This window comes from Pseudomonas sp. WT-JTC, assembly GCF_056711565.1.
In genome coordinates this window covers 6,272,066-6,291,781 of sequence record NZ_CM160042.1, presented here as the reverse complement: position 1 = coordinate 6,291,781, position 19,716 = coordinate 6,272,066, and the positions used below count along the sequence as shown (strand labels likewise).

The 19,716-nt window shown below is 61.2% G+C and carries 23 protein-coding genes; 9 read left to right on the top strand and 14 right to left on the bottom strand.

Going from position 1 to position 19,716, the window contains the following annotated elements:
- Positions 1 to 7 precede the first annotated feature (7 nt).
- Entirely contained in the window at positions 8 to 862 is an 855-nt protein-coding gene (locus AC06G5_RS28645) for a sulfurtransferase (RefSeq protein WP_413421810.1), read from the top strand.
- A gap of 121 nt (positions 863 to 983) precedes the next feature.
- On the opposite strand, the gene AC06G5_RS28640 is transcribed toward AC06G5_RS28645, so the two are convergent.
- The 5 genes from AC06G5_RS28640 to AC06G5_RS28620 are packed head-to-tail and all read right to left on the bottom strand — an operon-like array spanning position 984 to position 6,328.
- A complete protein-coding gene (locus AC06G5_RS28640; protein WP_413421808.1) occupies positions 984 to 1,823 on the bottom strand; it encodes an AraC family transcriptional regulator in 840 nt (279 codons plus the stop codon).
- A gap of 3 nt (positions 1,824 to 1,826) precedes the next feature.
- Positions 1,827 to 2,825, bottom strand: a complete 999-nt coding sequence (locus AC06G5_RS28635) for a hydrolase (RefSeq protein WP_480458639.1) — start codon at positions 2,823 to 2,825, stop codon at positions 1,827 to 1,829.
- Between the two features lie 56 nt (positions 2,826 to 2,881).
- Positions 2,882 to 3,490, bottom strand: a complete 609-nt coding sequence (gene rsmD / locus AC06G5_RS28630; RefSeq protein ID WP_008019983.1) for a 16S rRNA (guanine(966)-N(2))-methyltransferase RsmD — start codon at positions 3,488 to 3,490, stop codon at positions 2,882 to 2,884.
- Entirely contained in the window at positions 3,490 to 4,980 is a 1,491-nt protein-coding gene (locus tag AC06G5_RS28625; protein ID WP_480458638.1) for a M16 family metallopeptidase, read from the bottom strand. The genes rsmD and AC06G5_RS28625 overlap by 1 nt, the downstream gene beginning before the upstream one ends.
- Positions 4,973 to 6,328 (bottom strand): M16 family metallopeptidase, encoded by a 1,356-nt coding sequence (locus AC06G5_RS28620; protein WP_480458637.1) that lies wholly within the window; start codon positions 6,326 to 6,328, stop codon positions 4,973 to 4,975. Before AC06G5_RS28620 ends, AC06G5_RS28625 begins: the two co-directional genes overlap by 8 nt.
- 343 nt (positions 6,329 to 6,671) lie before the next feature.
- Here AC06G5_RS28620 and ftsY point away from each other — a divergent pair, with 343 nt between their 5' ends.
- The 4 genes from ftsY (at position 6,672) to rpoH (ending at position 10,800) form a co-directional block, all read left to right on the top strand.
- Positions 6,672 to 8,138: a signal recognition particle-docking protein FtsY gene (ftsY, locus tag AC06G5_RS28615; RefSeq protein ID WP_413421794.1), complete on the top strand. Its 1,467-nt coding sequence runs from the start codon at positions 6,672 to 6,674 to the stop codon at positions 8,136 to 8,138.
- Positions 8,135 to 8,806 (top strand): cell division ATP-binding protein FtsE, encoded by a 672-nt coding sequence (gene ftsE / locus AC06G5_RS28610; RefSeq protein ID WP_007975383.1) that lies wholly within the window; start codon positions 8,135 to 8,137, stop codon positions 8,804 to 8,806. Before ftsY ends, ftsE begins: the two co-directional genes overlap by 4 nt.
- Entirely contained in the window at positions 8,803 to 9,825 is a 1,023-nt protein-coding gene (ftsX, locus tag AC06G5_RS28605; RefSeq protein WP_413421792.1) for a permease-like cell division protein FtsX, read from the top strand. The genes ftsE and ftsX overlap by 4 nt, the downstream gene beginning before the upstream one ends.
- 120 nt (positions 9,826 to 9,945) lie before the next feature.
- Positions 9,946 to 10,800 carry an RNA polymerase sigma factor RpoH gene (gene rpoH / locus AC06G5_RS28600; RefSeq protein WP_007975386.1) on the top strand — a complete coding sequence of 285 codons (855 nt, stop codon included), beginning with the start codon at positions 9,946 to 9,948 and terminating at the stop codon, positions 10,798 to 10,800.
- A gap of 199 nt (positions 10,801 to 10,999) precedes the next feature.
- On the opposite strand, the gene mtgA is transcribed toward rpoH, so the two are convergent.
- The gene (mtgA, locus tag AC06G5_RS28595; protein WP_413421790.1) at positions 11,000 to 11,722 is read right to left on the bottom strand and encodes a monofunctional biosynthetic peptidoglycan transglycosylase; all 723 of its coding nucleotides are present in this window, start codon (positions 11,720 to 11,722) and stop codon (positions 11,000 to 11,002) included.
- A 74-nt stretch (positions 11,723 to 11,796) separates the two neighbouring features.
- Here mtgA and AC06G5_RS28590 point away from each other — a divergent pair, with 74 nt between their 5' ends.
- The 4 genes from AC06G5_RS28590 (at position 11,797) to trmB (ending at position 14,147) form a co-directional block, all read left to right on the top strand.
- The gene (locus AC06G5_RS28590; protein WP_413421788.1) at positions 11,797 to 12,168 is read left to right on the top strand and encodes a DUF423 domain-containing protein; all 372 of its coding nucleotides are present in this window, start codon (positions 11,797 to 11,799) and stop codon (positions 12,166 to 12,168) included.
- Positions 12,169 to 12,356: 188 nt separating this feature from the next.
- Positions 12,357 to 12,557 carry a sulfur carrier protein ThiS gene (thiS, locus tag AC06G5_RS28585; RefSeq protein WP_007953386.1) on the top strand — a complete coding sequence of 67 codons (201 nt, stop codon included), beginning with the start codon at positions 12,357 to 12,359 and terminating at the stop codon, positions 12,555 to 12,557.
- A gap of 60 nt (positions 12,558 to 12,617) precedes the next feature.
- Positions 12,618 to 13,412, top strand: a complete 795-nt coding sequence (locus AC06G5_RS28580) for a thiazole synthase (protein WP_008019974.1) — start codon at positions 12,618 to 12,620, stop codon at positions 13,410 to 13,412.
- 9 nt (positions 13,413 to 13,421) lie between these two features.
- The gene (trmB, locus tag AC06G5_RS28575; protein WP_008019972.1) at positions 13,422 to 14,147 is read left to right on the top strand and encodes a tRNA (guanosine(46)-N7)-methyltransferase TrmB; all 726 of its coding nucleotides are present in this window, start codon (positions 13,422 to 13,424) and stop codon (positions 14,145 to 14,147) included.
- A gap of 141 nt (positions 14,148 to 14,288) precedes the next feature.
- Here trmB and AC06G5_RS28570 read toward each other — a convergent pair whose 3' ends face one another.
- From AC06G5_RS28570 to AC06G5_RS28535, 8 genes are all read right to left on the bottom strand, one after another.
- Positions 14,289 to 14,612 (bottom strand): DUF3392 domain-containing protein, encoded by a 324-nt coding sequence (locus AC06G5_RS28570; protein WP_008019970.1) that lies wholly within the window; start codon positions 14,610 to 14,612, stop codon positions 14,289 to 14,291.
- A 9-nt stretch (positions 14,613 to 14,621) separates the two neighbouring features.
- Positions 14,622 to 15,824: a radical SAM family heme chaperone HemW gene (hemW, locus tag AC06G5_RS28565; RefSeq protein WP_480458636.1), complete on the bottom strand. Its 1,203-nt coding sequence runs from the start codon at positions 15,822 to 15,824 to the stop codon at positions 14,622 to 14,624.
- Complete coding sequence (rdgB, locus tag AC06G5_RS28560; protein WP_413421783.1) at positions 15,821 to 16,417, bottom strand: RdgB/HAM1 family non-canonical purine NTP pyrophosphatase; 597 nt, start codon at positions 16,415 to 16,417, stop codon at positions 15,821 to 15,823. The genes hemW and rdgB overlap by 4 nt, the downstream gene beginning before the upstream one ends.
- A complete protein-coding gene (locus AC06G5_RS28555; RefSeq protein WP_102670626.1) occupies positions 16,414 to 16,848 on the bottom strand; it encodes a DUF4426 domain-containing protein in 435 nt (144 codons plus the stop codon). The genes rdgB and AC06G5_RS28555 overlap by 4 nt, the downstream gene beginning before the upstream one ends.
- Before the next feature lie 26 nt (positions 16,849 to 16,874).
- Positions 16,875 to 17,495: a methionine biosynthesis protein MetW gene (gene metW, locus AC06G5_RS28550; RefSeq protein ID WP_057398144.1), complete on the bottom strand. Its 621-nt coding sequence runs from the start codon at positions 17,493 to 17,495 to the stop codon at positions 16,875 to 16,877.
- 7 nt (positions 17,496 to 17,502) lie between these two features.
- Positions 17,503 to 18,642 (bottom strand): homoserine O-succinyltransferase MetX, encoded by a 1,140-nt coding sequence (gene metX / locus AC06G5_RS28545; protein ID WP_085716370.1) that lies wholly within the window; start codon positions 18,640 to 18,642, stop codon positions 17,503 to 17,505.
- A gap of 184 nt (positions 18,643 to 18,826) precedes the next feature.
- Entirely contained in the window at positions 18,827 to 19,120 is a 294-nt protein-coding gene (locus AC06G5_RS28540) for a DUF167 domain-containing protein (RefSeq protein ID WP_413703869.1), read from the bottom strand.
- A 4-nt stretch (positions 19,121 to 19,124) separates the two neighbouring features.
- Positions 19,125 to 19,715 carry a YggT family protein gene (locus AC06G5_RS28535; RefSeq protein WP_413421776.1) on the bottom strand — a complete coding sequence of 197 codons (591 nt, stop codon included), beginning with the start codon at positions 19,713 to 19,715 and terminating at the stop codon, positions 19,125 to 19,127.
- Between the last annotated feature and the right edge of the window lies 1 nt (position 19,716).

The window sequence follows — 19,716 nt, the reverse complement described above, 5'->3', positions numbered from 1 at the left end:
GCCCGCTATGCCCATTGCGCAACTGATCACCCCGCAAGCACTGGACTTGAAAAAGGACCAGCCGGGGCTGGTGATTCTGGATTGTCGTTTTGCTCTCGAAGACCCGGTTTATGGCCAGCGTAGCTATGCCGAAGGGCACATCGCCGGTTCGAGTTATGCCGACCTTGAGCGTGATCTGAGTGGTGCTGTGGTCAAGGGCGTGACCGGGCGTCATCCGTTGCCCGAGCCAGCGCAATTGATCGAGCGCCTGCAAGCCTGGGGCATCAATGCCGATAGCGAAGTGGTTCTGTATGACGACGGTCCGGGTGCCTATGCGGCGCGGGCCTGGTGGTTGCTGGCATGGTTGGGCAAGCGCGACGGTGTATTCATCCTCGATGGCGGTCTCAAGGCCTGGCATGCGGCCGGTTTGCCACTGAGCCTGGATGCGCCGGCGATCGCCCGTGGCGCCTTCACCGGCAGTCCTGACATGGCGTTGCTGATCAGTGCCGGGCAGTTGCAAAAGCGCCTCGCCCGGCCGGAACTGACCTTGCTCGATGCCCGTGCACTGCCGCGTTTCAAGGGCGAAGTGGAGCCGATCGACCCGGTAGCCGGGCACATTCCCGGTGCCCAGTGCGCGGCATTTACCGACAACCTGGGCAGTGACGGGCGTTTCCTGCCGGCCGATCAGCTCAAGCAGCGCTTCGCCGCCAAACTGGGTGATCGCTCGCCGAATGATCTGGTGGCGTACTGCGGTTCCGGCGTGACGGCGTGCCACAACCTGTTTGCCTTGTGTCTGGCCGGTTATCCGTTGGCTTCGTTGTATGCCGGGTCGTGGAGCGAGTGGATCAACGAGCCTGCGCGGGGCATCGCCACAGGCGAATAAACACCACATAACCCTGTGGGAGCGGGCTTGCTCGCGAAAGCGGTGTAACAGTCAAAGAAGATGTCGACTGATCCATCGCTTTCGCGAGCAAGCCCGCTCCCACATTGGTTTTCCGTCGCTATCAAGATCCGGGTAATTGCCGGGCTGTGCGATACGCCCCCGGTCCAACCCCATATACCTGCTTGAACTGCCGACTCAGATGGCTCTGGTCGGCAAACCCCAGTTGCGTTGCGACTTCCAGCGGTAAACAACCACTTTGCAATAACCCGCGCGCCCGGGCGATGCGCTGCTGCATCAGCCAGGTGTGCGGCGGCATGCCGGTGGCCCGGCGGAACACCCGGGCGAAATGGAAGGGCGAAAGGTTGACCGCCGCCGCCAGTGTCTCCAATGAGGGCGGTGCTGCCAGTTGCGCGTGCAGCAATTCCTTGGCCAGGCTCACGGCCCGATGTTCCTTGCCAGGCTTAGCGGCATCGGGGACCGCCGCATGGCGTTGTAACAGCGACAGCATCAGCTCGCGCCAGGCGGTTTGCTGTTGCAGCGCGGTGGCGGGGCTTTCCAGCAAGCGGTGCAATTGACAGAAACCGCTCACCAGATCCTGGTCGCGATACAGCGTGGCGCCGAAGGCTGGCGGGTTGTGGGTTGGCAGTTCGAGTTCGGCCAACAGCGAGAGTATCTGTTCGCTGTCCGGATAAAACGCCCGGTATAGCCAGCCATCCTCCGTACCCTTGTGGCCGGTGTGCAATTCATCGGGGTTGATCAGCACCAGCGTGCCGCTGCCCGCCAGGTGTTCGGCGCCGCGATAGCGATAACGCTGGGCGCCGGCCATGATCATGCCGATCACATAGCCGTCATGCACATGGGGAGCGAAGCGATGATCGATGTAGCGGGCGGACAACAACTCGACCCCGGCCAGTGGCGGGGTTTGCCAGAAATGGATCGACTCGCCTTGGTCCGCTTCCATGATTCAAGCGCGCCCTACGGCGGCCAGCCACTCGGGGATGCGCCGTTCCAGGTAGTAACCCGGCTGCCTGAGCGTGCCGTCGACGAAACCGACATGCCCACCCTTGGCTTGCAGTTCGAATTGCGTGCAAGCGGACAGCTCATCGACGTGCGGCAGGCTGTGGGGAAACACGAAGGGGTCGTCGGCAGCCTGGATCATCAAGGTCGGCGTACGGATTTCGCCGAGGAAATAGCGGCTGGAGGCCCGGCGATAGTAATCCTCGGCATCGGCGAAACCGTTCAGCGGCGCGGTAACCCGGCCATCGAAATCCCAGAACGTGCGCATGTTTTCCAGTGATCCGAGGGCCGCCAGGGCTGCCAGGCCCTCCTCGCGTCCGTCGTGCTGGAACTGCCGCTGCTTGTTCTTGATGTAGGCGACCATCTCGCGCATGAAGTGCGCCTGGTAAACCTTGGAGAAGCCTTGGCCGATACGGTCGGCGCACTGGTCCAGGCGAAACGGTACCGACACCGCCACGGCCCCCGTCACGCCGCTGTCGCTGCCGGTTTCGCCCAAGTGCTTGAGCAGGACATTGCCGCCCAGCGAGTAACCCACCGCATACAGTGGCGCGAGAGGCCGTTTGGCCCGCAAGTGCCTGATGGTTTCGGCCAGGTCTTCACTGGCGCCGGAATGGTAGCTGCGCGGCAGCAGATTGGGTTCGCCGGAGCAACCGCGCCAATTCAGCGCGACGCTGGCCCAGCCCCGGTCGCCCAGGGCTTTCTGCATCCCGGCCACGTAAGGCGAGTTCGACGAACCGGTGAGCCCGTGCAACACCAGCACCAAAGGCGCGTCTGCGCTGTGTGGGCCGTGCCAGTCCAGATCGAGAAAGTCGCCATCTTCAAGCCACAGGCGTTCGCGTTCGCGGCCGATGTGCACGGTTTTACGCCACAGCGGTCCCCACAAGGTTTGCAAGTGCGGGTTGCCGAGGCCGAAGGCGGGGGTGAAGCGTTCTGGCGGATGAGACACGATCATTCTCGATGCAGCGGTGCGTAGCGCCTACGCACCTTTTTCAGGCCGGTCGGTTAACCGGCGATCTCTGCCATACGTTGCCACAACGAGTAGTAGACGCGCCCGGATTTTTGCTCCCGGTGCAGGCGCCAGTTCTGCGGCAGGCCCAGGGTCGACGGCGCGGACTCGCTTTCGGTGTACACCCATGCATCTTCGGCCAGCCATTGGCGCTCTTCGAGCAACTTGCAAACGGCGGGCAACAGATTCTGGTTGAACGGCGGGTCGAGGAACACCAGGTCGTAGGCTGTTGCGGTCTGGGTTTCCAGATAGCGCAGGGCATCGGCGGTCTGGACCTGGCCGTTGGTGCAACGCAGTGTGCCCAGGTGTTCCTTCAGGCTCGATACCGCAAGGCTGCTGGCGTCCAGCGCCTGACCCATGGCCGCACCACGGGACAAGGCTTCGAGGAACAGCGCGCCACTACCGGTGAACGGGTCGAGCACCTTGGCGCCCGGCACGTACGGTGCGAGCCAGTTGAACAGGGTTTCACGCACGCGGTCCGGCGTCGGGCGCAGGCCCGGGGCGTCGGGGAAGCTCAGCTTCCGGCTGCGCCATTCGCCGCCGATGATGCGCAGCTGGTTTACGCCGTTGTGGACGTTTTTGGCGGGTTTTTTTGGATGGGCCATTAGTGCTCCGGAACCCCGAGCGGCTGCTCGGAAGGTTTATCAGTAGGGGCCGGTAACGGCTGTTGCGACACGGTCGGGCCAGCGCTGACGATGACCATTTTGTCCGTGCTCAGGTGTTTGTTCATGGCGGCTTTGACCTGCTCGACGGTCAAGGCCTGGGACTGTTGCATGAAGTCTTCCAGGTGACTCAACGGCAGGTTGTAGAAACCGATGGCGCCCAGCTGGCCGACGATGTCGGCGTTGCTGGCGGTAGACAGCGGGAAGCTGCCGGCCAGTTCGCGCTTGGCGTCGTCGAGCTCTTTTTCGGTCGGGCCGGTTTTAAGGTAATCGGCCAGCACATCTTGTACCAGCTTCAGGGTGCCTTCGCTCATCTCGGCGCGGGTTTGCAGATTGATCATGAACGGGCCACGCGCCTGCATCGGCGTGAAGCCCGAATACACGCCGTAAGTCAGGCCACGCTTCTCGCGCACTTCGCTCATCAGCCGGGTGCCGAAGCCGCCGCCACCGAGAATCTGGTTACCCATGGACAATGCCGCGTAGTCCGGGTCGTCACGGTCGATACCCAATTGCGCGAGCAACAGGTTGGTCTGCTTGGACGGGAACTCGATATGGTTGACGCCAGCCTTGGGCTCGACTGGTTGCGCGATTTTCGGCAAGGCCGGACCTTTGGGCAGCGCGCTGGAAACCTGTGCGGCAATCGTCTCGGCTTCCGCGCGGGACAGGTCACCGACCAGCGCGATCACCACGTTACCCGCTGCGTAGGCTTTCTCGTGGAACGTACGCAGTTGTGCCGCGGTAATCGCCGGTACGGTTTTCGCCGTGCCGTCGCTGGAATGCGCGTACGGGTGATCACCGTACAAGCGGTTCATCAGTTCCAGGCTGGCCAGTTTGCCGGGGTTCTGTTTCTGGTATTCGAAACCGGCGAGCATCTGGTTCTTGATGCGGGCCAGCGAATCGGCAGGGAAAGTCGGCTTGCCGATGACTTCGGCAAAAAGTTTCAGGGCCGGCTCGCGCTTGTCCTTGGCGCTCAGGCTGCGCAGTGAAGCGATTGCCATGTCCTTATAGGCACCGTTGCCAAAGTCGGCACCCAAGCCTTCGAAGCCCTGGGCAATGGCACCGACGTCTTTGCCGGCCACGCCTTCGTTGAGCATGGCGTTGGTCAACACCGCCAGGCCCGGTGTATTGCCGTCCTGGCTACTGCCGGCAGCGAAGATCAGGCGCATGTCGAACATCGGCAGCTCATGGGCTTCGACGAACAGTACCTTGGTGCCTTCAGCGGTGTTCCAGGTCTGCACGTCGAGCTTGCGGTGGTCCGGTGCCTTGCCGTTGAGTTCGGTCAGCGATTGCAGTTTCTGGCTGGCCTTGGCCTTGTCCAGGGCTTCGCTGGCACTGGTTTCGCCAGGGCGTGACAAATAGAACGCAGCGGAACCGATAACGGCAACGGCGACCAGGCCGATCAGGGCCAGGCGGGAGGGTTTACGCTCACTCATGAGTCGTCTCCAGAGGCAGTACATGGGCGACGCTGAGACGTTCGCGGGTGAAATACAGCTTGGCGGCTTTCTGGATATCTTGCGGTGTCACGCTTTCCAGGTCGGCCAGTTCGGTGTCCATCAGCTTCCATGACAGGCCGACGGTTTCCAGTTGGCCGATGGCAGTAGCCTGGCTGGTGATCGAGTCGCGCTCGTAAACCAGGCCGGCAATGACTTGTGCGCGTACGCGCTCCAGTTCTTCGGCGGTCGGCGCGGTGGTTTTCAGTTGTTCGAGCAGCTTCCACAAACCGGCTTGCGCCTGGGCGATGGTTTTGTGCTTCTGTGAGTTTGGCGATGCCGACAGGGTGAAGAGACTGTCGCCACGGGTATAGGCGTCGTAACTCGACGAGCCGCCGGACACCAGTTCTTCACCGCGCTCCAGTTGCGTCGGGATGCGCCCGCTGTAGCCGCCATCGAGCAGCGCCGAGATCAGGCGCAGGGCGTTGACCAGGCGCTTGTCGTCGGCGGTGGCTATGCCCGGCACGTTGAAGGCCAGCATCAGGCTTGGCAGTTGAGTCTGTACGTGCAGGGTGATCTGGCGCTCGCCGGGTTCGGCCAGTTCCAGCGGTTTTTTCGCGACCGGTACATCACGCTTGGCGATCGGGCCGAAATAGCGCTGGGCCAGAGCCTTGACTTCGTCAGGCGTCACGTCGCCGACCACCACCAGCGTGGCGTTGTTCGGCACATACCAGGTCTGGTACCAGTGGCGCAGCTCTTCGACATTCATTCGCTCAAGGTCGGCCATCCAGCCGATGGTCGGCGTGTGATAGCCGCTGGCCGGGTAGGCCATGGCCTTGAAACGTTCGTAGGCCTTGGACATCGGCTTGTCGTCGGTGCGCAGGCGACGTTCTTCCTTGATGACCTCGATTTCCTTGGCGAACTCGTCGGCCGGCAGGCGCAGGCTGGCCATGCGGTCGGCCTCCAGCTCGAAGGCTACGCCCAAGCGGTCGCGGGCCAGCACCTGGTAGTACGCGGTGAAGTCGTCGCTGGTGAATGCATTCTCTTCGGCGCCGAGGTCGCGCAGGATCAGCGAGGCTTCGCCGGGGCCAACTTTCTCGCTGCCCTTGAACATCATGTGTTCCAGGGCGTGGGACAGGCCGGTATTGCCCGGTGTCTCATAGCTGGAGCCGACCTTGTACCAGACCTGGGAAACCACCACGGGTGCACGGTGGTCTTCACGCACGACTACCTTCAGGCCATTGTCGAGGGTGAATTCGTGGGTGGGTTGCGGGTCGGCAGCCAAGGCCGAAAGGGGCAGGCAAACTGTGCTGAGCAGCAGGCCTGCGGCGCGGCGGGCAAGAGCATTCATTCGTTTTCAAACCTTTGGGGCTGCCCGCTTGTTCTTAGCGTCAGCGGGCGAGAGGGTGCTAGGATACTGATCCGTTTTAGCGGCGGCCACGCCTATCAGGCCTTTATGCTTGATCAGGTTGTATGGGTTTGCGACGGAAGGTGGATATTTATCAACTAAATTCTGCTTTTTCGCCGATTTTGCTGCTTTAGTCCTATGAGAAATCGATTTCTTGAGGCGCCGATGAGCACCTCGACAAAATGTTGCGCGTGAACAAGCTGAGTCAATCGCAGTCTGTTCTGCATCGAATATTTAATTGCCGGGGCGCCATTGGCGCGTCGCTACCGTGAGATAGCCGTCCTCCATGTTTGGTTCCAACGACGACAAGAAGACCCCAGCTGCGGCTGGCGAGAAGAAAAGCCTGTTCGGATGGCTGCGCAAAAAGCCGCAGGAACCCGCCGTCGAACAGCCACAACCCGCTCCTGAGCCAGCGCCTGCCGCGGCTCCGGTAATAGAACAAGCGTCCGCGCCGGTGGTCCTGCCGACTGCAGAGCCAGTACTGCAACAGCAGGTCGAACCTGTCCGCGAAATCATCGGGCAGCCGCTGACTACCGCTGCCGAGCCATGGCTGACCTTACCTGTGGCGGAAGAGGCCGTGGCACTGGTCGAGAATGACCTGGCACCCCATGTGACCCCGCCGATTCCGGCCTCGGCGGCGTTCACGCCGGCACCGGTCCATGCGCCTGTGGTCGAGCCGGTGGTGGCACCCGTCGTTGTGGCTGCACCTGCACCGGTTGCTCCGCCCGTCGTAGCCCCGGTAGTCCCGGTTGTTGCAGCAGCTGCTCCCGTCCCGGCTCCGGTCGAAACCCCGGCCGCGCCGGCACGCACCGAAGAAACCAAGGCCGGTTTCTTTGCCCGTCTCAAGCAAGGCCTGTCCAAGACCAGCGCCAGTATTGGCGAAGGCATGGCCAGCCTGTTTCTGGGCAAGAAGGTCATCGATGACGAGCTGCTTGAAGATCTCGAGACGCGTTTGCTGACCGCCGATGTCGGCGTAGAAGCCACGTCGGTGATCATTCAGCGTTTGACGCAAAAGGTCGCGCGCAAAGAGCTGGCCGACGCCGATGCCCTGTACAAATCCCTGCAAGCCGAGCTGGCCGCCATGCTCAAGCCTGTCGAGCAGCCGCTGAAAGTCACCTCGCAGAACAAGCCGTTCGTGATTCTGGTCGTCGGCGTCAACGGTGCCGGCAAGACCACCACCATCGGCAAGCTGGCGAAGAAACTGCAGCTGGAGGGCAAGAAAGTCATGCTGGCAGCCGGCGATACCTTCCGTGCGGCGGCGGTGGAGCAGTTGCAGGTCTGGGGCGAGCGCAACAAGATCCCGGTGATCGCGCAGCACACTGGCGCTGACTCGGCTTCGGTGATCTTCGACGCCGTGCAGGCCGCCAAGGCTCGTGGCATCGATGTGCTGATCGCCGACACCGCCGGTCGCCTACACACCAAAGACAACCTGATGGAAGAGCTGAAAAAAGTTCGCCGGGTGATCGGCAAGCTCGACGCCGACGCACCTCACGAAGTGCTGTTGGTGCTTGACGCCGGCACCGGCCAGAACGCCATCAACCAGGCCAAGCAATTCAACCAGACCGTCGAACTGACTGGCCTGGCGCTGACCAAGCTCGACGGCACCGCAAAAGGCGGGGTAATTTTCGCCCTGGCCAAGCAATTCGGCCTGCCGATCCGCTACATCGGCGTCGGCGAAGGCATCGACGATTTGCGTACCTTTGAAGCAGAACCCTTTGTCCAGGCATTGTTTGCCGAGCGGGAGCGTTCATGATTCGTTTCGAACAGGTCGGTAAACGCTACCCGAACGGTCACGTCGGCTTGCATGAGCTGAGCTTTCGAGTCCGTCGTGGCGAGTTTCTGTTTGTCACCGGCCATTCCGGTGCCGGTAAATCCACCCTGTTGCGCCTGTTGCTGGCGATGGAGCGCCCGACCAGCGGCAAGTTGCTGCTCGCCGGGCAAGACCTGAGCACCATCAGCAACGCGCAGATACCTTTCCTGCGTCGGCAGATCGGCGTGGTGTTCCAGAATCACCAGTTGCTGTTCGATCGCACGGTGTTCAATAACGTCGCGTTGCCATTGCAGATCCTGGGCCTGTCCAAGGCCGAGATCGCCAAGCGCGTGGACTCGGCACTGGAGCGCGTGGCGCTGTCGGATAAAACCGATCTGTACCCGGGTGACCTGTCCACCGGTCAGCAACAGCGCGTCGGTATCGCCCGCGCCATCGTCCACCGTCCGGCCTTGCTGCTGGCGGACGAACCGACCGGTAACCTCGACCCGCGTCTGGCCGCCGAAATCATGGGTGTGTTCGAAGACATCAACCGTCTGGGTACCAGCGTGCTGATCGCCAGTCACGACCTGGCCCTGATCGCCCGCATGCGTCACCGCATGCTGACCCTGCAACGCGGCCGATTGATCGGCGACGGGGAGGCTGCCGTATGAGTGCTACCCGCAGCCCGAAGGTTTCCGAGCGCGTGGCCCCGAAAGCCGCCGATCCGCAACCGCAAAAGAAAAAACACGACGATGACGACGGGCCGGACTTCGCCACGTTGTTCCGTGCCTGGATCGAAAGCCATCGTGCCAGCCTGGTGGACAGCCTGCGCCGTCTGGGCAAACAACCCATCGGCAGTTTTTTCACCTGCATGGTGATGGCGGTGGCCTTGAGTTTGCCCATGGGCCTGTCACTTTTGCTAAGTAACGTCGAACGTCTGGGCGGTTCCTGGCAGCGCGCGGCACAGATTTCCCTGTATCTGGAAATCGAGGCGAGCCCAGCGCAAGGCGAAGCGTTGCGCGATCAGATCAAGGGTATGCCCGGCGTCGCCGAGGCCGAATATGTTGGCCGGGAGCAGGCGCTGGAAGAGTTCCAGCAACAGTCCGGTCTGGGTGAGGCGCTCAAGGAACTGCCGGAAAACCCGTTGCCGGGCGTGGTGTTGGTAACGCCGACCGAAGTCGACAAGCCAGCCCTTGAAGCATTAAGACAAAAACTTTCCGAGTTGCCGAAGGTACAGCAGGCGCAACTTGATTTAGTCTGGGTCGAGCGTCTGGCCGCCATCCTCAAGCTGGGTGACCGTTTTGTCTTCGGTCTGACCGTGCTCCTGGTTTCTGCATTACTTTTGGTGATAGGCAATACCATTCGTCTTCATATTGAAAACCGCCGCACAGAGATAGAAGTGATTAAACTGGTCGGCGGCACTGACAGCTATGTACGCAGGCCCTTTCTATATATGGGCGCGCTGTACGGCTTCGGTGCGGGGATTCTGTCTTGGGGCGTACTGGCGTTCGGCCTTGACTGGCTGAACGATGCAGTGGTGGGGCTGGCCGGCTTGTACGGCAGTGACTTTGCGCTGGCTGGAGTGCCAGTTGCCGACGGTCTGTCTCTCTTGCTTGGCGCGGTGCTGTTGGGGTATATCGGTGCATGGATTGCAGTCGCACGCCACCTGAGGGAGCTTGCGCCTAAGTAGTATCATTTTGCTCGTATTGACCTTTCAGCGTTTATGGGTTTTAGGGAACTTGTCTTTCGGTTTCCGGTCAATTTTCGCAGTGCTGAACTGCACGAGTTTGTAAGTCGGAGGTTTTTTCGTATGACCAATTCTTTGCAACCTGCATATGCTCTGGTCCCGGGTGCGAACCTGGAGGCCTATGTGCACACCGTCAACAGCATTCCATTGCTGTCGCCGGAGCAGGAGCGTGAACTGGCCGAGAGTCTCTATTATGAGCAGGATTTGGGGGCGGCTCGGCAGATGGTGCTCGCCCACCTGCGTTTTGTCGTACATATCGCCCGTAGCTATTCCGGCTACGGCCTGGCTCAGGCTGACCTGATCCAGGAAGGCAACGTCGGCCTGATGAAGGCCGTGAAACGCTTCAACCCGGAAATGGGCGTGCGCCTGGTGTCCTTTGCCGTGCACTGGATCAAGGCGGAAATCCACGAGTTCATCCTGCGCAACTGGCGCATCGTGAAAGTCGCGACCACCAAGGCCCAGCGCAAGCTGTTCTTCAATCTGCGCAGCCAGAAGAAACGTCTGGCCTGGTTGAATAACGAGGAAGTCCATCGCGTAGCGGAAAGCCTGGGTGTAGAGCCTCGGGAAGTCCGCGAGATGGAAAGTCGCCTGACCGGCCATGACATGGCCTTCGACCCGGCTGCCGAAGCGGACGACGACAGTGCATTCCAGTCGCCGGCCAACTATCTGGAAGACCACCGGTACGACCCGGCGCGTCAACTGGAAGACGCCGACTGGAGCGACAACTCCAACCACAACCTGCACGAAGCGCTGGAAGTGCTGGACGACCGCAGCCGTGACATCCTCTACCAGCGCTGGCTGGCGGAAGAAAAAGCCACGCTGCACGACCTGGCGCAGAAGTACAACGTGTCGGCCGAGCGTATTCGCCAACTCGAGAAGAGCGCGATGAACAAGCTCAAGTTGTCGATCGCCGCGTAACTGGCGAGCAGGCAATAAAAAACGCCCCGATCATTGATCGGGGCGTTTTTGTTTGTGCCCATTTTTCAAGTCCACCCAGGCCCCTGTGGGAGCGGGCTTGCCCGCGATGGTCGTGAACGATAACGCGTAAAGCCAGATGCCCAGCGGCGCACTTGGGTTTTTCGCGAGCAGGCTCGCTCCTACAGGGGAAGGCGTCGTGTTATTGAGACCACGGCGCCCGGCGCGAATCGTTGAGACCTGCCAGATAGCTTCCACCACCCAGCTGACTCATCTGCCGTCGTATCCAGCCGGCACGACGCGCGACGTAGGAAGTAGGGTGACTAGCGCTCCAGACTCGCGGGTTGGGCAATACGGCGGCCAGTAAGCTCGATTGCTGGCGGCTGAGAGTTTTAGCGCTTACACCGAAGTGATACCGGGCTGCTGCCTCTGCACCAAACACCCCTTCATCCCATTCGACGCTATTGAGATAAACCTCAAGAATCCGCTGCTTGGGCCAGAGCACTTCAATCAACGCGGTAAACCAGGCCTCCAGGCCTTTGCGCAGCCAGCTGCGGCCGGACCACAGGAACAGGTTTTTCGAGACTTGCTGGCTCAGGGTGCTGGCGCCGCGGATCGAACCGCCGCGCTCGTTATGGGCAAACGCGGCCTGAATCGCGCCGATATCGAAGCCCCAGTGCTCGGAGAACTTCTGGTCTTCCCCGGCAATCACGGCGACTTTCAGGTCATCGGAGATCTCGTCCCAGGGTTTCCAGGTCCGTTGCAGGTCAATGGGTTCGCCATCGAACCAGGATTCGATCTTGCGCTCGACCATCAGCGCCGTCCCCGGTGGCGGTACCACGCGAAAGATCAGCACCAGCAATACGCTGCCACCCATGAACCAGAGCACGGCCTTGGTGAAAAGACGAAAATAGATACGCAGCATATAGATGGCTTGGCCGAACCCGTTGAGCGGGCCATTATACAGACCCTGTTGATCGAGTCTGACTGGAGTTCTGCATGCTGCGTGGCTTTCTGATGCTGGCCGCTTTTTTCGGCTTCACCGGTGTCGGCCTTGGGGCTTTTGCCGCCCACGGCCTGAAAAGCCGTCTGACCCCTGAATATCTGACGATTTTTCATACCGGCGTCACCTATCAACTGGTGCATACCCTGGCGCTGCTGGGCGTGGCGCTGTTGGCCACGCAGGTTCCCGGCCGTTTGCTCACCTGGGCCGGCGCATCCTTTGCCATCGGCATCCTGCTGTTCTCCGGCAGCCTGTACGTGCTCACGCTGACCGGTGTCAGCAAGCTTGGCATCGTCACCCCGTTCGGCGGCCTGGCCTTCCTCGCGGGCTGGCTCTGCCTGGGCCTCGCCGCCTGGCGACTGACGTGATCCTGTGGGAGCGAGCTCGCTCGCGATGGACGTCAACGGTAACGCTGGAAACCTGACACCCCGAGGTGTTTTCGGGTCCATCGCGAGCAAGCTCGCTCCTACAGGGCCCCATTACAGACGAATGGCTTGGGTCGACCTGACTGATCGGGCTAGAATGCCTGCCCCTAAAAATGATGGCGGCATCCGGCATGCGCATTCAGTTGAACGGCGAATCCTTTGAACTGCCCGACGGTGAAACCGTTGCGGCCCTGCTGACCCGTCTGGACCTGACCGGGCGTCGGGTGGCGGTCGAACTCAATCTGGATATCGTCCCGCGCAGCCAGCACGCAGACACCACGTTGAACGACGGCGACAACGTCGAAGTGGTGCACGCCATCGGCGGCGGCTAGTGGTCTCGGCCGAGTGGCCGCAGAATTCTGCAAGAACCTCACCCCTACAGAGGATTTCCCATGAGCATCGTTCGTAGCGACAAGCCTTTCGTCCTGGCCGGTCGTACTTACCAGTCGCGTTTGCTGGTCGGTACCGGCAAGTACCGTGACATGGAAGAAACCCGCCAGGCCATCGAAGCCTCGGGTGCCGAAATCGTCACTTTCGCCGTGCGCCGCACCAACCTCGGACAGATCGAGGGCGAGCCGAATCTGCTTGAAGTGCTGTCGCCGGATCGCTACACCTTCCTGCCGAACACCGCCGGTTGCTACGACGCTATCGAGGCCGTGCGCACCTGCCGCCTGGCCCGTGAGCTGCTCGATGGCCACAACCTGGTGAAGCTGGAAGTGCTGGCGGATCAGAAAACCCTGTTCCCCAACGTGATCGAAACCCTCAAGGCCGCCGAAACGCTGGTCAAGGAAGGCTTCGACGTGATGGTCTACACCAGTGACGATCCGATCATTGCCCGGCAACTGGCGGAAATCGGCTGCATCGCGGTCATGCCGCTGGCCGGTCTGATCGGTTCGGGTCTGGGGATCTGCAACCCGTACAACCTGCAGATCATTCTCGAAGAAGCGAAAATCCCGGTGCTGGTGGATGCCGGTGTCGGTACCGCTTCCGACGCCACCATCGCCATGGAACTGGGTTGTGATGCAGTGCTGATGAACTCGGCCATCGCCCATGCCCAGCAGCCGGTCATGATGGCTGAAGCCATGAAACATGCGATCGTCGCAGGCCGCCTGGCCTACCTCGCCGGCCGTATGCCGAAAAAACTCTATGCCAGCGCCTCTTCGCCGCTGGATGGTCTGATCAAGTAAGAGCCATTGATGACTGAATCGAACGACACGCCTATCCAGACGGAAGAAGGCGACGAGCGCCAACACCGCCGCATCAAGAGTTTCGTGATGCGTGCCGGGCGCATGACCGAAGGCCAGCAACGCGGCCTGGAGCAGGGCGCGCCGCTGTTCGTGCTGCCGCTGGCCGACGCGCCGGTGGACTTCGACCAGGTGTTCGGTCGCTCGGCACCGCGCTCGCTGGAAATCGGTTTCGGCATGGGCCATTCGCTGCTGGAAATGGCGGCGGCGGCTCCGGATCAGGATTTCATCGGCGTGGAGGTTCACCGGCCGGGTGTCGGGGCGCTGCTCAATGGCGTGCTGACCCAGGGTTTGACCAACCTGCGAGTCTACGATTGCGACGCCATCGAAGTGCTCAACCGCTGCGTGGCCGATAACAGCCTCGATCGCCTGATGCTGTTTTTCCCGGACCCGTGGCACAAGAGCCGTCATCACAAGCGCCGTATCGTTCAGGCGTCCTTCGCTGAGCTGGTGCGCAGCAAGTTGAAGGTCGGCGGCATTCTGCACATGGCCACCGACTGGGAACCGTACGCCGAATACATGCTGGAAGTGATGAGCGTTGCACCGGGTTACCGCAACCTTGCCGAAGACGGCAAGTGCGTACCGCGCCCGGCCGAGCGCCCGATCACCAAGTTCGAACGCCGTGGCGAACGTCTTGGGCATGGCGTGTGGGATCTGAAGTTCGAAAAACAGTCCTAAACTTCACACAATCCAAACTGTAGGAGCGAGCCTGCTCGCGATGAATCCGAGAGCGGCGCGGGCATTCAGAATCCCCGCGTCATCGTTGACGACCATCGCGAGCAGGCTCGCTCCTACAGTGGCTTTGTGTTGGTCAAAAATTCAGCGGCGGTCGGCTACGACGCCAATGAGCACCAGCACCACCAGCAACACCGGCGCGAGGCTGTAGTTGTTGAACTGGCTCAAGCCGCGCACGACCCATGGCGTGGCGTAGATCAGCGCCGCGCCGCTGCCGATCATGCACAGCAGGGACATCAGTGGCACGCGCAAGGCGCCGGCGATGCTGCCCAGACGCTGCTCGACCCAGCCTTTGAAATCCGCACCAAACAGCACCAGCAGGCAGCCCACCAGGGCCAGGGCGATTTCCGAGAGGTTGCTGCGGCTCCAGCGGGATACTGTGGCCAGCAGGTCGAGTATCAGATCCATTCGATTTCCTTATGTCAGAAATTTCTGCAGCAAGTCGTTGAGGAAGAGCTGTCCGCGCTCGGTGGCCGCCAGACGTGACGGTTCGACCCGTAACAGGCCGCTTTGTTCTGCGTCGCGGCGACCTTCGGCGAGGCTGTCCAGCGACATACCCGTGCGTTCCGGGTACAGCCGTGATTCGACACCCTCGGTCAGGCGCAGCGCGTTCATCAGGAACTCGAACGGCATCTCTTCATTGCTCAGCGCTTTCTCGCCGGCCTTGAAGCTTTTCGCCGGATTCAGGTAATCCTTCGGCAGGCGGGTCTTCCAGGTGCGGATGATGCGCCCGTCCGGGTGACTGAGCTTGCCATGGGCGCCGGCGCCGATGCCAATGAAGTCACCAAAACTCCAGTAATTGAGGTTATGTCGCGCCGGGCGACCGGGCAGGGCATAGGCCGAGACTTCGTATTGCGCGTAACCGTGTTCGGCCAGCAGCGCTTGCCCGGCTTCCTGAATGTCCCACAGCGTGTCGTCTTCCGGCAGCGTCGGCGGCTGGTTCCAGAACACCGTGTTCGGTTCCAGGGTCAGTTGATACCACGACAGGTGTGTCGGTTTCAGGGCGATGGCTGTGCGCAGGTCGGCCAAGGCATCGTCCAGGGACTGATTCGGCAAGCCATGCATCAAGTCCAGGTTGAAGTTGTCGAACCCGGCCTGCCGCGCCATGCCGGCGGCGCGTACCGCTTCGTCGCCGTTGTGAATCCGTCCCAGGGCCTCGAGCTTTTCTTGCTGAAAGCTCTGGATGCCGATCGACAGACGATTGATCCCCAGTTTCCGGTACGCCACGAACTTGTCCTGCTCGAACGTCCCCGGATTGGCTTCCAGAGTGATTTCGATATCGCTGGCAAACGGGATGCGTTGCTCGACGCCCTTGAGCAAACGGCCCAGCGCCTTGGCGCTGAACAGGCTTGGCGTGCCGCCACCAAAGAAGATCGAGCTCAGCTCACGACCATGGACGGCGTGCAGGTCCTGATCGAGATCGGCGAGCAAGGCGTCGACATACTCTTCTTCCGGTAGCACAGGGCTGGCGGTGTGGGAGTTGAAGTCGCAATAAGGGCATTTGCGCACACACCACGGGATGTGGATGTACAACGCCAGGGGCGGCAGCACAGGCAAGGCCGCCCGAGGAGATTGCGCGCCACCGAAGATCAGCGGTGACGCGGATGATTCAGAAGTCATTTCAATCCCAGACGCTGGCGCAGCAGATCCATTGCACGGGCGCGGTGGCTGATCTGGTTCTTGTCGCCGGGATTGAGTTCGGCGCTGGAGCAATCGCGCTCCGGCACCCAGAACAGCGGATCGTAGCCGAAACCGTGTTCGCCGCTGGCCTGGGTCAGGATGCGTCCGTGCCACAAACCTTCGCAGAGGATCGGCAACGGATCATCGGCGTGGCGCACCAGCGCCAGTACGCAGACGAACTGCGCGCTACGTTCGGCTTCAGGCACGTCTTTCAACACGTCGAGCAGCTTGGCGTTGTTCGCCGCATCGCCCCGGCCGTCGGCATAACGCGCCGAGTAGATGCCTGGCGCTCCGCCGAGGAAATCCACCGCCAGCCCGGAATCGTCGGCCAGCGCCGGCAGGCCGGAAATGCGCGCGGCATTGCGGGCCTTGAGAATGGCGTTCTCGACGAACGACAGACCGGTTTCTTCAGGCTCGACGCTGCTGAACTCGCCGATCGAGCGCAAATGCACCGATTCGCCGAGCATGGCCTGGAGTTCCTTGAGTTTGCCGGCGTTATGGCTGGCCAGTACGAGTTGGGTGAAATTCATCATTGGCCGGGGAAAAGCTCTTGTTGGAAACTGATGGTGTTGGTTTTATCGCCGGTCTGCACCTTGATATCGAAGGTGCGGACTTCCTGCTGATCCACCGGGTATTGCGCAATGTAGTAGATCGCGCCTTGCTCGGTGATCTGTTTGAATTTCAGTGGCACGGTCTGGCTGGTCAGGTCTTTGACCGAGCCGCTCACCTGGGCCATCAGTGGCTTGCCTTCCTTGAGTACCGAAATGTTGATCACGCCCTGGTTCTTGCTGCGGATCAGTTCGGCGGACTTGGCAATGTCCGGGGTCAGGTAGGTGGAGTTGAAGGTGTTGTAATGCACCGTCACGTCACCGAAGGTTTCCTTGCGCTCGCCCTTGATGACGTCGGCGGCCATGGCGGTAACGCTCAGGCAGGCAGTGAGTAGAAATAACGCTAGACGACCCATGATCGTTCTCCTTGCAATAGGGTGAATCAGACCGCGACCTTGTGGTCGGAAAGTCCCGGACTGCTGACGCGGTAGATTCCGATCTCACCTAACAGATTAGGCCATAGCTTACTGGCCCACCCGTGCCGATGCTGTTGATCCACGGCAAGTCGATCAATGACCTTCGCTTCACGTTCGCGACACAAGGCTTCAAAGTCCGCGAAGGTGCAGAAGTGAATGTTCGGCGTGTTGTACCAGGTGTACGGCAGGAACTCGGAAACCGGCATCCGGCCCTTGCTCGCCAGGTACCAGCGGCAGCGCCAGTGACCGAAGTTGGGGAAGGTGATGATGCACTGGCGACCGACGCGCAGCATTTCGTCGAGGATCCTGTCCGGGTAGTGCACCGCTTGCAGCGCCTGGGTCATGACCACGATGTCGAAACTGTTGCTGGCAAAGTTGCCCAGGCCCTTGTCCAGGTCCTGTTCGATGACGTTGATGCCCTTGGCCACGCACTCGGCGATGTTGTCGGCGTCGTTTTCCAGGCCATAACCGGTGACTTGCTTGTTATCGCGCAGCCAGGTCAGCAGTTCGCCATCGCCGCACCCGAGGTCGAGCACGCGGCTGCCGGCGGGGATCCATTCCTGGATGATTTCCAGATCAGCTCTCATGGCTTTCTCACAACGTAATGCGGTTCATGTAATTGCCGAATGCCTGCAGATAGCGCGGGATCGGAATCAGGAAGGCGTCGTGGCCTTGCGGTGCGTCGATCTCGAGGTAGCAGACGTCCTTGCGCGCGGCCATCAGCGCATCCACCAGTTCCCGCGAGCGGGCAGGGGAGAAGCGCCAGTCGGTGGTGAACGACATCACGCAGAACTTGGCCTTGGCACCTTCAAAGGTTTTTGCCAGGTTATCGTCGAAGTTCGCCGCCGGATCGAAGTAATCGAGCGCTTTGGTCATCAACAGATAGGTGTTGGCATCGAAGCGTCCGGAGAACTCTTCGCCCTGATAGCGCAGGTAGCTTTCAACCTGGAACTCGACGCTGTGGAAGTCGTAGTTGAGCTTCTCGCTCTTGAGCCCGCGGCCGAATTTCTCGCCCATGGAGTCATCGGACAGGTAGGTGATGTGCCCGACCATCCGCGCCAGCATCAGGCCGCGCTTGGGGATCACGTTGTGTTCCTGGAACGAACCGCCGTGGAATTCAGGGTCGGTGAGGATTGCCTGGCGCGCCACTTCGTTGAACGCGATGTTCTGTGCCGACAGCTTGGGTGCCGAGGCGATGGCCAGGCAGTGACGGATGCGGTCAGGGTAGGTGATGCTCCATTGCATCGCCTGCATGCCGCCGAGGCTGCCGCCGATCACGGCCGCGAACTGGGCGATGCCGAGACGATCTGCCAGGCGCGCCTGGCTGTGTACCCAATCCTCGACGGTCAAGACCGGGAAGTCGGCGCCGAACGGCTTGCCGGTCTCGGGGTTGATGCTGCTCGGCCCGGTGGAGCCGTTGCAGCCGCCGAGGTTGTTCAGGCTGACCACGAAGAACTTGTTGGTGTCGATTGGCTTGCCGGGGCCGATGCAGCTGTCCCACCAACCGGGCTTGCGGTCGTCGGGGCTGTGATAGCCGGCGGCGTGGTGGTGCCCGGACAAGGCGTGGCAGATCAGCACGGCGTTGCTCGCCGTGGCGTTCAGCGTGCCGTAGGTTTCGTAAATCAGGTCATAGGCCGGGAGCGAACGTCCACAGGCCAAGGCCAGCGGCTCGCTGAAGTGCGCCACTTGCGGCGTCACCAGACCAACAGAATCGGGGGGAAAGGCAGCTGGCATCGACCCTGCTCTCATTGAAATGAGGCGTAAGTCTAAAGACCGCTGGGGTTAGCGGCAAGCAAAGGCCGGGCCTGATTTCATTCAACAAGACCGAGGTGTGCCATTCGCGAGCAAGCCCGCTCCCACAGGGGGAACGCATTCGATGTGGGAGCGGGCTTGCTCGCGAAGGCAGCACCTCGGTATATCAGTTCTGTCGCACCAGTCCAGGCAAATCCGGCAACTTCTTCGGTGAGCAGATTCGCACCCGTTTCTGCCGGTTCAGCTCGCCACTGATCAGGCTGACCTGGCTCCTGGACACGCCAAAGGCCTTGGCCAGAAAGGCCATCAGGTACGCGTTGGCCTTGCCCTCGACTGGCGGCGCGGTCAGGCGGATCTTCAGGCGATCGCCGTGCAGCCCGCAGAAATCATCGCTACGGGCTGCCGGTTGCAGGTGACACTCCAGAATCAGGTCGTCACCGTCCCAGCGAAACCAGCTCACCGGGTCAGATCAGCACGCGGAGGATTTCCGGCATCATGGTCATCGCGGCGAGGTTGTTGATCACCAGCATGTCGATCAGTTTGATCGCCAGGAATGCAAAGATTGGCGACAGATCAAGCCCGCCAAGGTTTGGCAGGAACTTGCGGAACGGCGCCAGGGCCGGTTCGCAGATGTCGTTCACCAGTTCAGCGCCCGGGTTATGGCTGCCCGGGGCGACCCAGGACAGGATCACGCTGATGATCAGGGCAAAGAAGAAAATCTTCAGGAACAGCGCGGTCACCCCAATGATCGACCAGATCAGCAGTTGCAGCGGGTTGCCGGTGGTGCCGTAGGTCAGCAACAGGGTCAGGGCCATCAGCGCCAGTTGCACCAGGATCGCCAGCACCAGCGAGGACATGTCCAGGCCGAACATGCTCGGGATGATCCGGCGCAGCGGCTTGAGCAGCGGCTGGGTAGCCTTCACGGCGAACTGGCAGAGCGGGTTGTAGAAGTTCGCCCGCACCAGTTGCAGCACGAAACGCATCAGCACGATCAGCAGGTACAGGCTGCCGAGGGTTTGCAGCACGTAGACCGCTGCGGTGTTCAATCCAATCATG

Bases quoted from the DNA above. Each gene is read 5' to 3' on its own strand.
- AC06G5_RS28645 (WP_413421810.1), top strand. From the start codon at position 8: ATGCCCATTGCGCAACTGATCACCCCGCAAGCACTGGACTTGAAAAAG.
- AC06G5_RS28640 (WP_413421808.1), bottom strand. From the start codon at position 1,823: ATGGAAGCGGACCAAGGCGAGTCGATCCATTTCTGGCAAACCCCGCCA.
- rsmD (WP_008019983.1), bottom strand. From the start codon at position 3,490: ATGGCCCATCCAAAAAAACCCGCCAAAAACGTCCACAACGGCGTAAAC.
- AC06G5_RS28625 (WP_480458638.1), bottom strand. From the start codon at position 4,980: ATGAGTGAGCGTAAACCCTCCCGCCTGGCCCTGATCGGCCTGGTCGCC.
- AC06G5_RS28620 (WP_480458637.1), bottom strand. From the start codon at position 6,328: ATGAATGCTCTTGCCCGCCGCGCCGCAGGCCTGCTGCTCAGCACAGTT.
- ftsY (WP_413421794.1), top strand. From the start codon at position 6,672: ATGTTTGGTTCCAACGACGACAAGAAGACCCCAGCTGCGGCTGGCGAG.
- ftsE (WP_007975383.1), top strand. From the start codon at position 8,135: ATGATTCGTTTCGAACAGGTCGGTAAACGCTACCCGAACGGTCACGTC.
- ftsX (WP_413421792.1), top strand. From the start codon at position 8,803: ATGAGTGCTACCCGCAGCCCGAAGGTTTCCGAGCGCGTGGCCCCGAAA.
- rpoH (WP_007975386.1), top strand. From the start codon at position 9,946: ATGACCAATTCTTTGCAACCTGCATATGCTCTGGTCCCGGGTGCGAAC.
- mtgA (WP_413421790.1), bottom strand. From the start codon at position 11,722: ATGCTGCGTATCTATTTTCGTCTTTTCACCAAGGCCGTGCTCTGGTTC.
- AC06G5_RS28590 (WP_413421788.1), top strand. From the start codon at position 11,797: ATGCTGCGTGGCTTTCTGATGCTGGCCGCTTTTTTCGGCTTCACCGGT.
- thiS (WP_007953386.1), top strand. From the start codon at position 12,357: ATGCGCATTCAGTTGAACGGCGAATCCTTTGAACTGCCCGACGGTGAA.
- AC06G5_RS28580 (WP_008019974.1), top strand. From the start codon at position 12,618: ATGAGCATCGTTCGTAGCGACAAGCCTTTCGTCCTGGCCGGTCGTACT.
- trmB (WP_008019972.1), top strand. From the start codon at position 13,422: ATGACTGAATCGAACGACACGCCTATCCAGACGGAAGAAGGCGACGAG.
- AC06G5_RS28570 (WP_008019970.1), bottom strand. From the start codon at position 14,612: ATGGATCTGATACTCGACCTGCTGGCCACAGTATCCCGCTGGAGCCGC.
- hemW (WP_480458636.1), bottom strand. From the start codon at position 15,824: ATGACTTCTGAATCATCCGCGTCACCGCTGATCTTCGGTGGCGCGCAA.
- rdgB (WP_413421783.1), bottom strand. From the start codon at position 16,417: ATGATGAATTTCACCCAACTCGTACTGGCCAGCCATAACGCCGGCAAA.
- AC06G5_RS28555 (WP_102670626.1), bottom strand. From the start codon at position 16,848: ATGGGTCGTCTAGCGTTATTTCTACTCACTGCCTGCCTGAGCGTTACC.
- metW (WP_057398144.1), bottom strand. From the start codon at position 17,495: ATGAGAGCTGATCTGGAAATCATCCAGGAATGGATCCCCGCCGGCAGC.
- metX (WP_085716370.1), bottom strand. From the start codon at position 18,642: ATGCCAGCTGCCTTTCCCCCCGATTCTGTTGGTCTGGTGACGCCGCAA.
- AC06G5_RS28535 (WP_413421776.1), bottom strand. From the start codon at position 19,715: ATGATTGGATTGAACACCGCAGCGGTCTACGTGCTGCAAACCCTCGGC.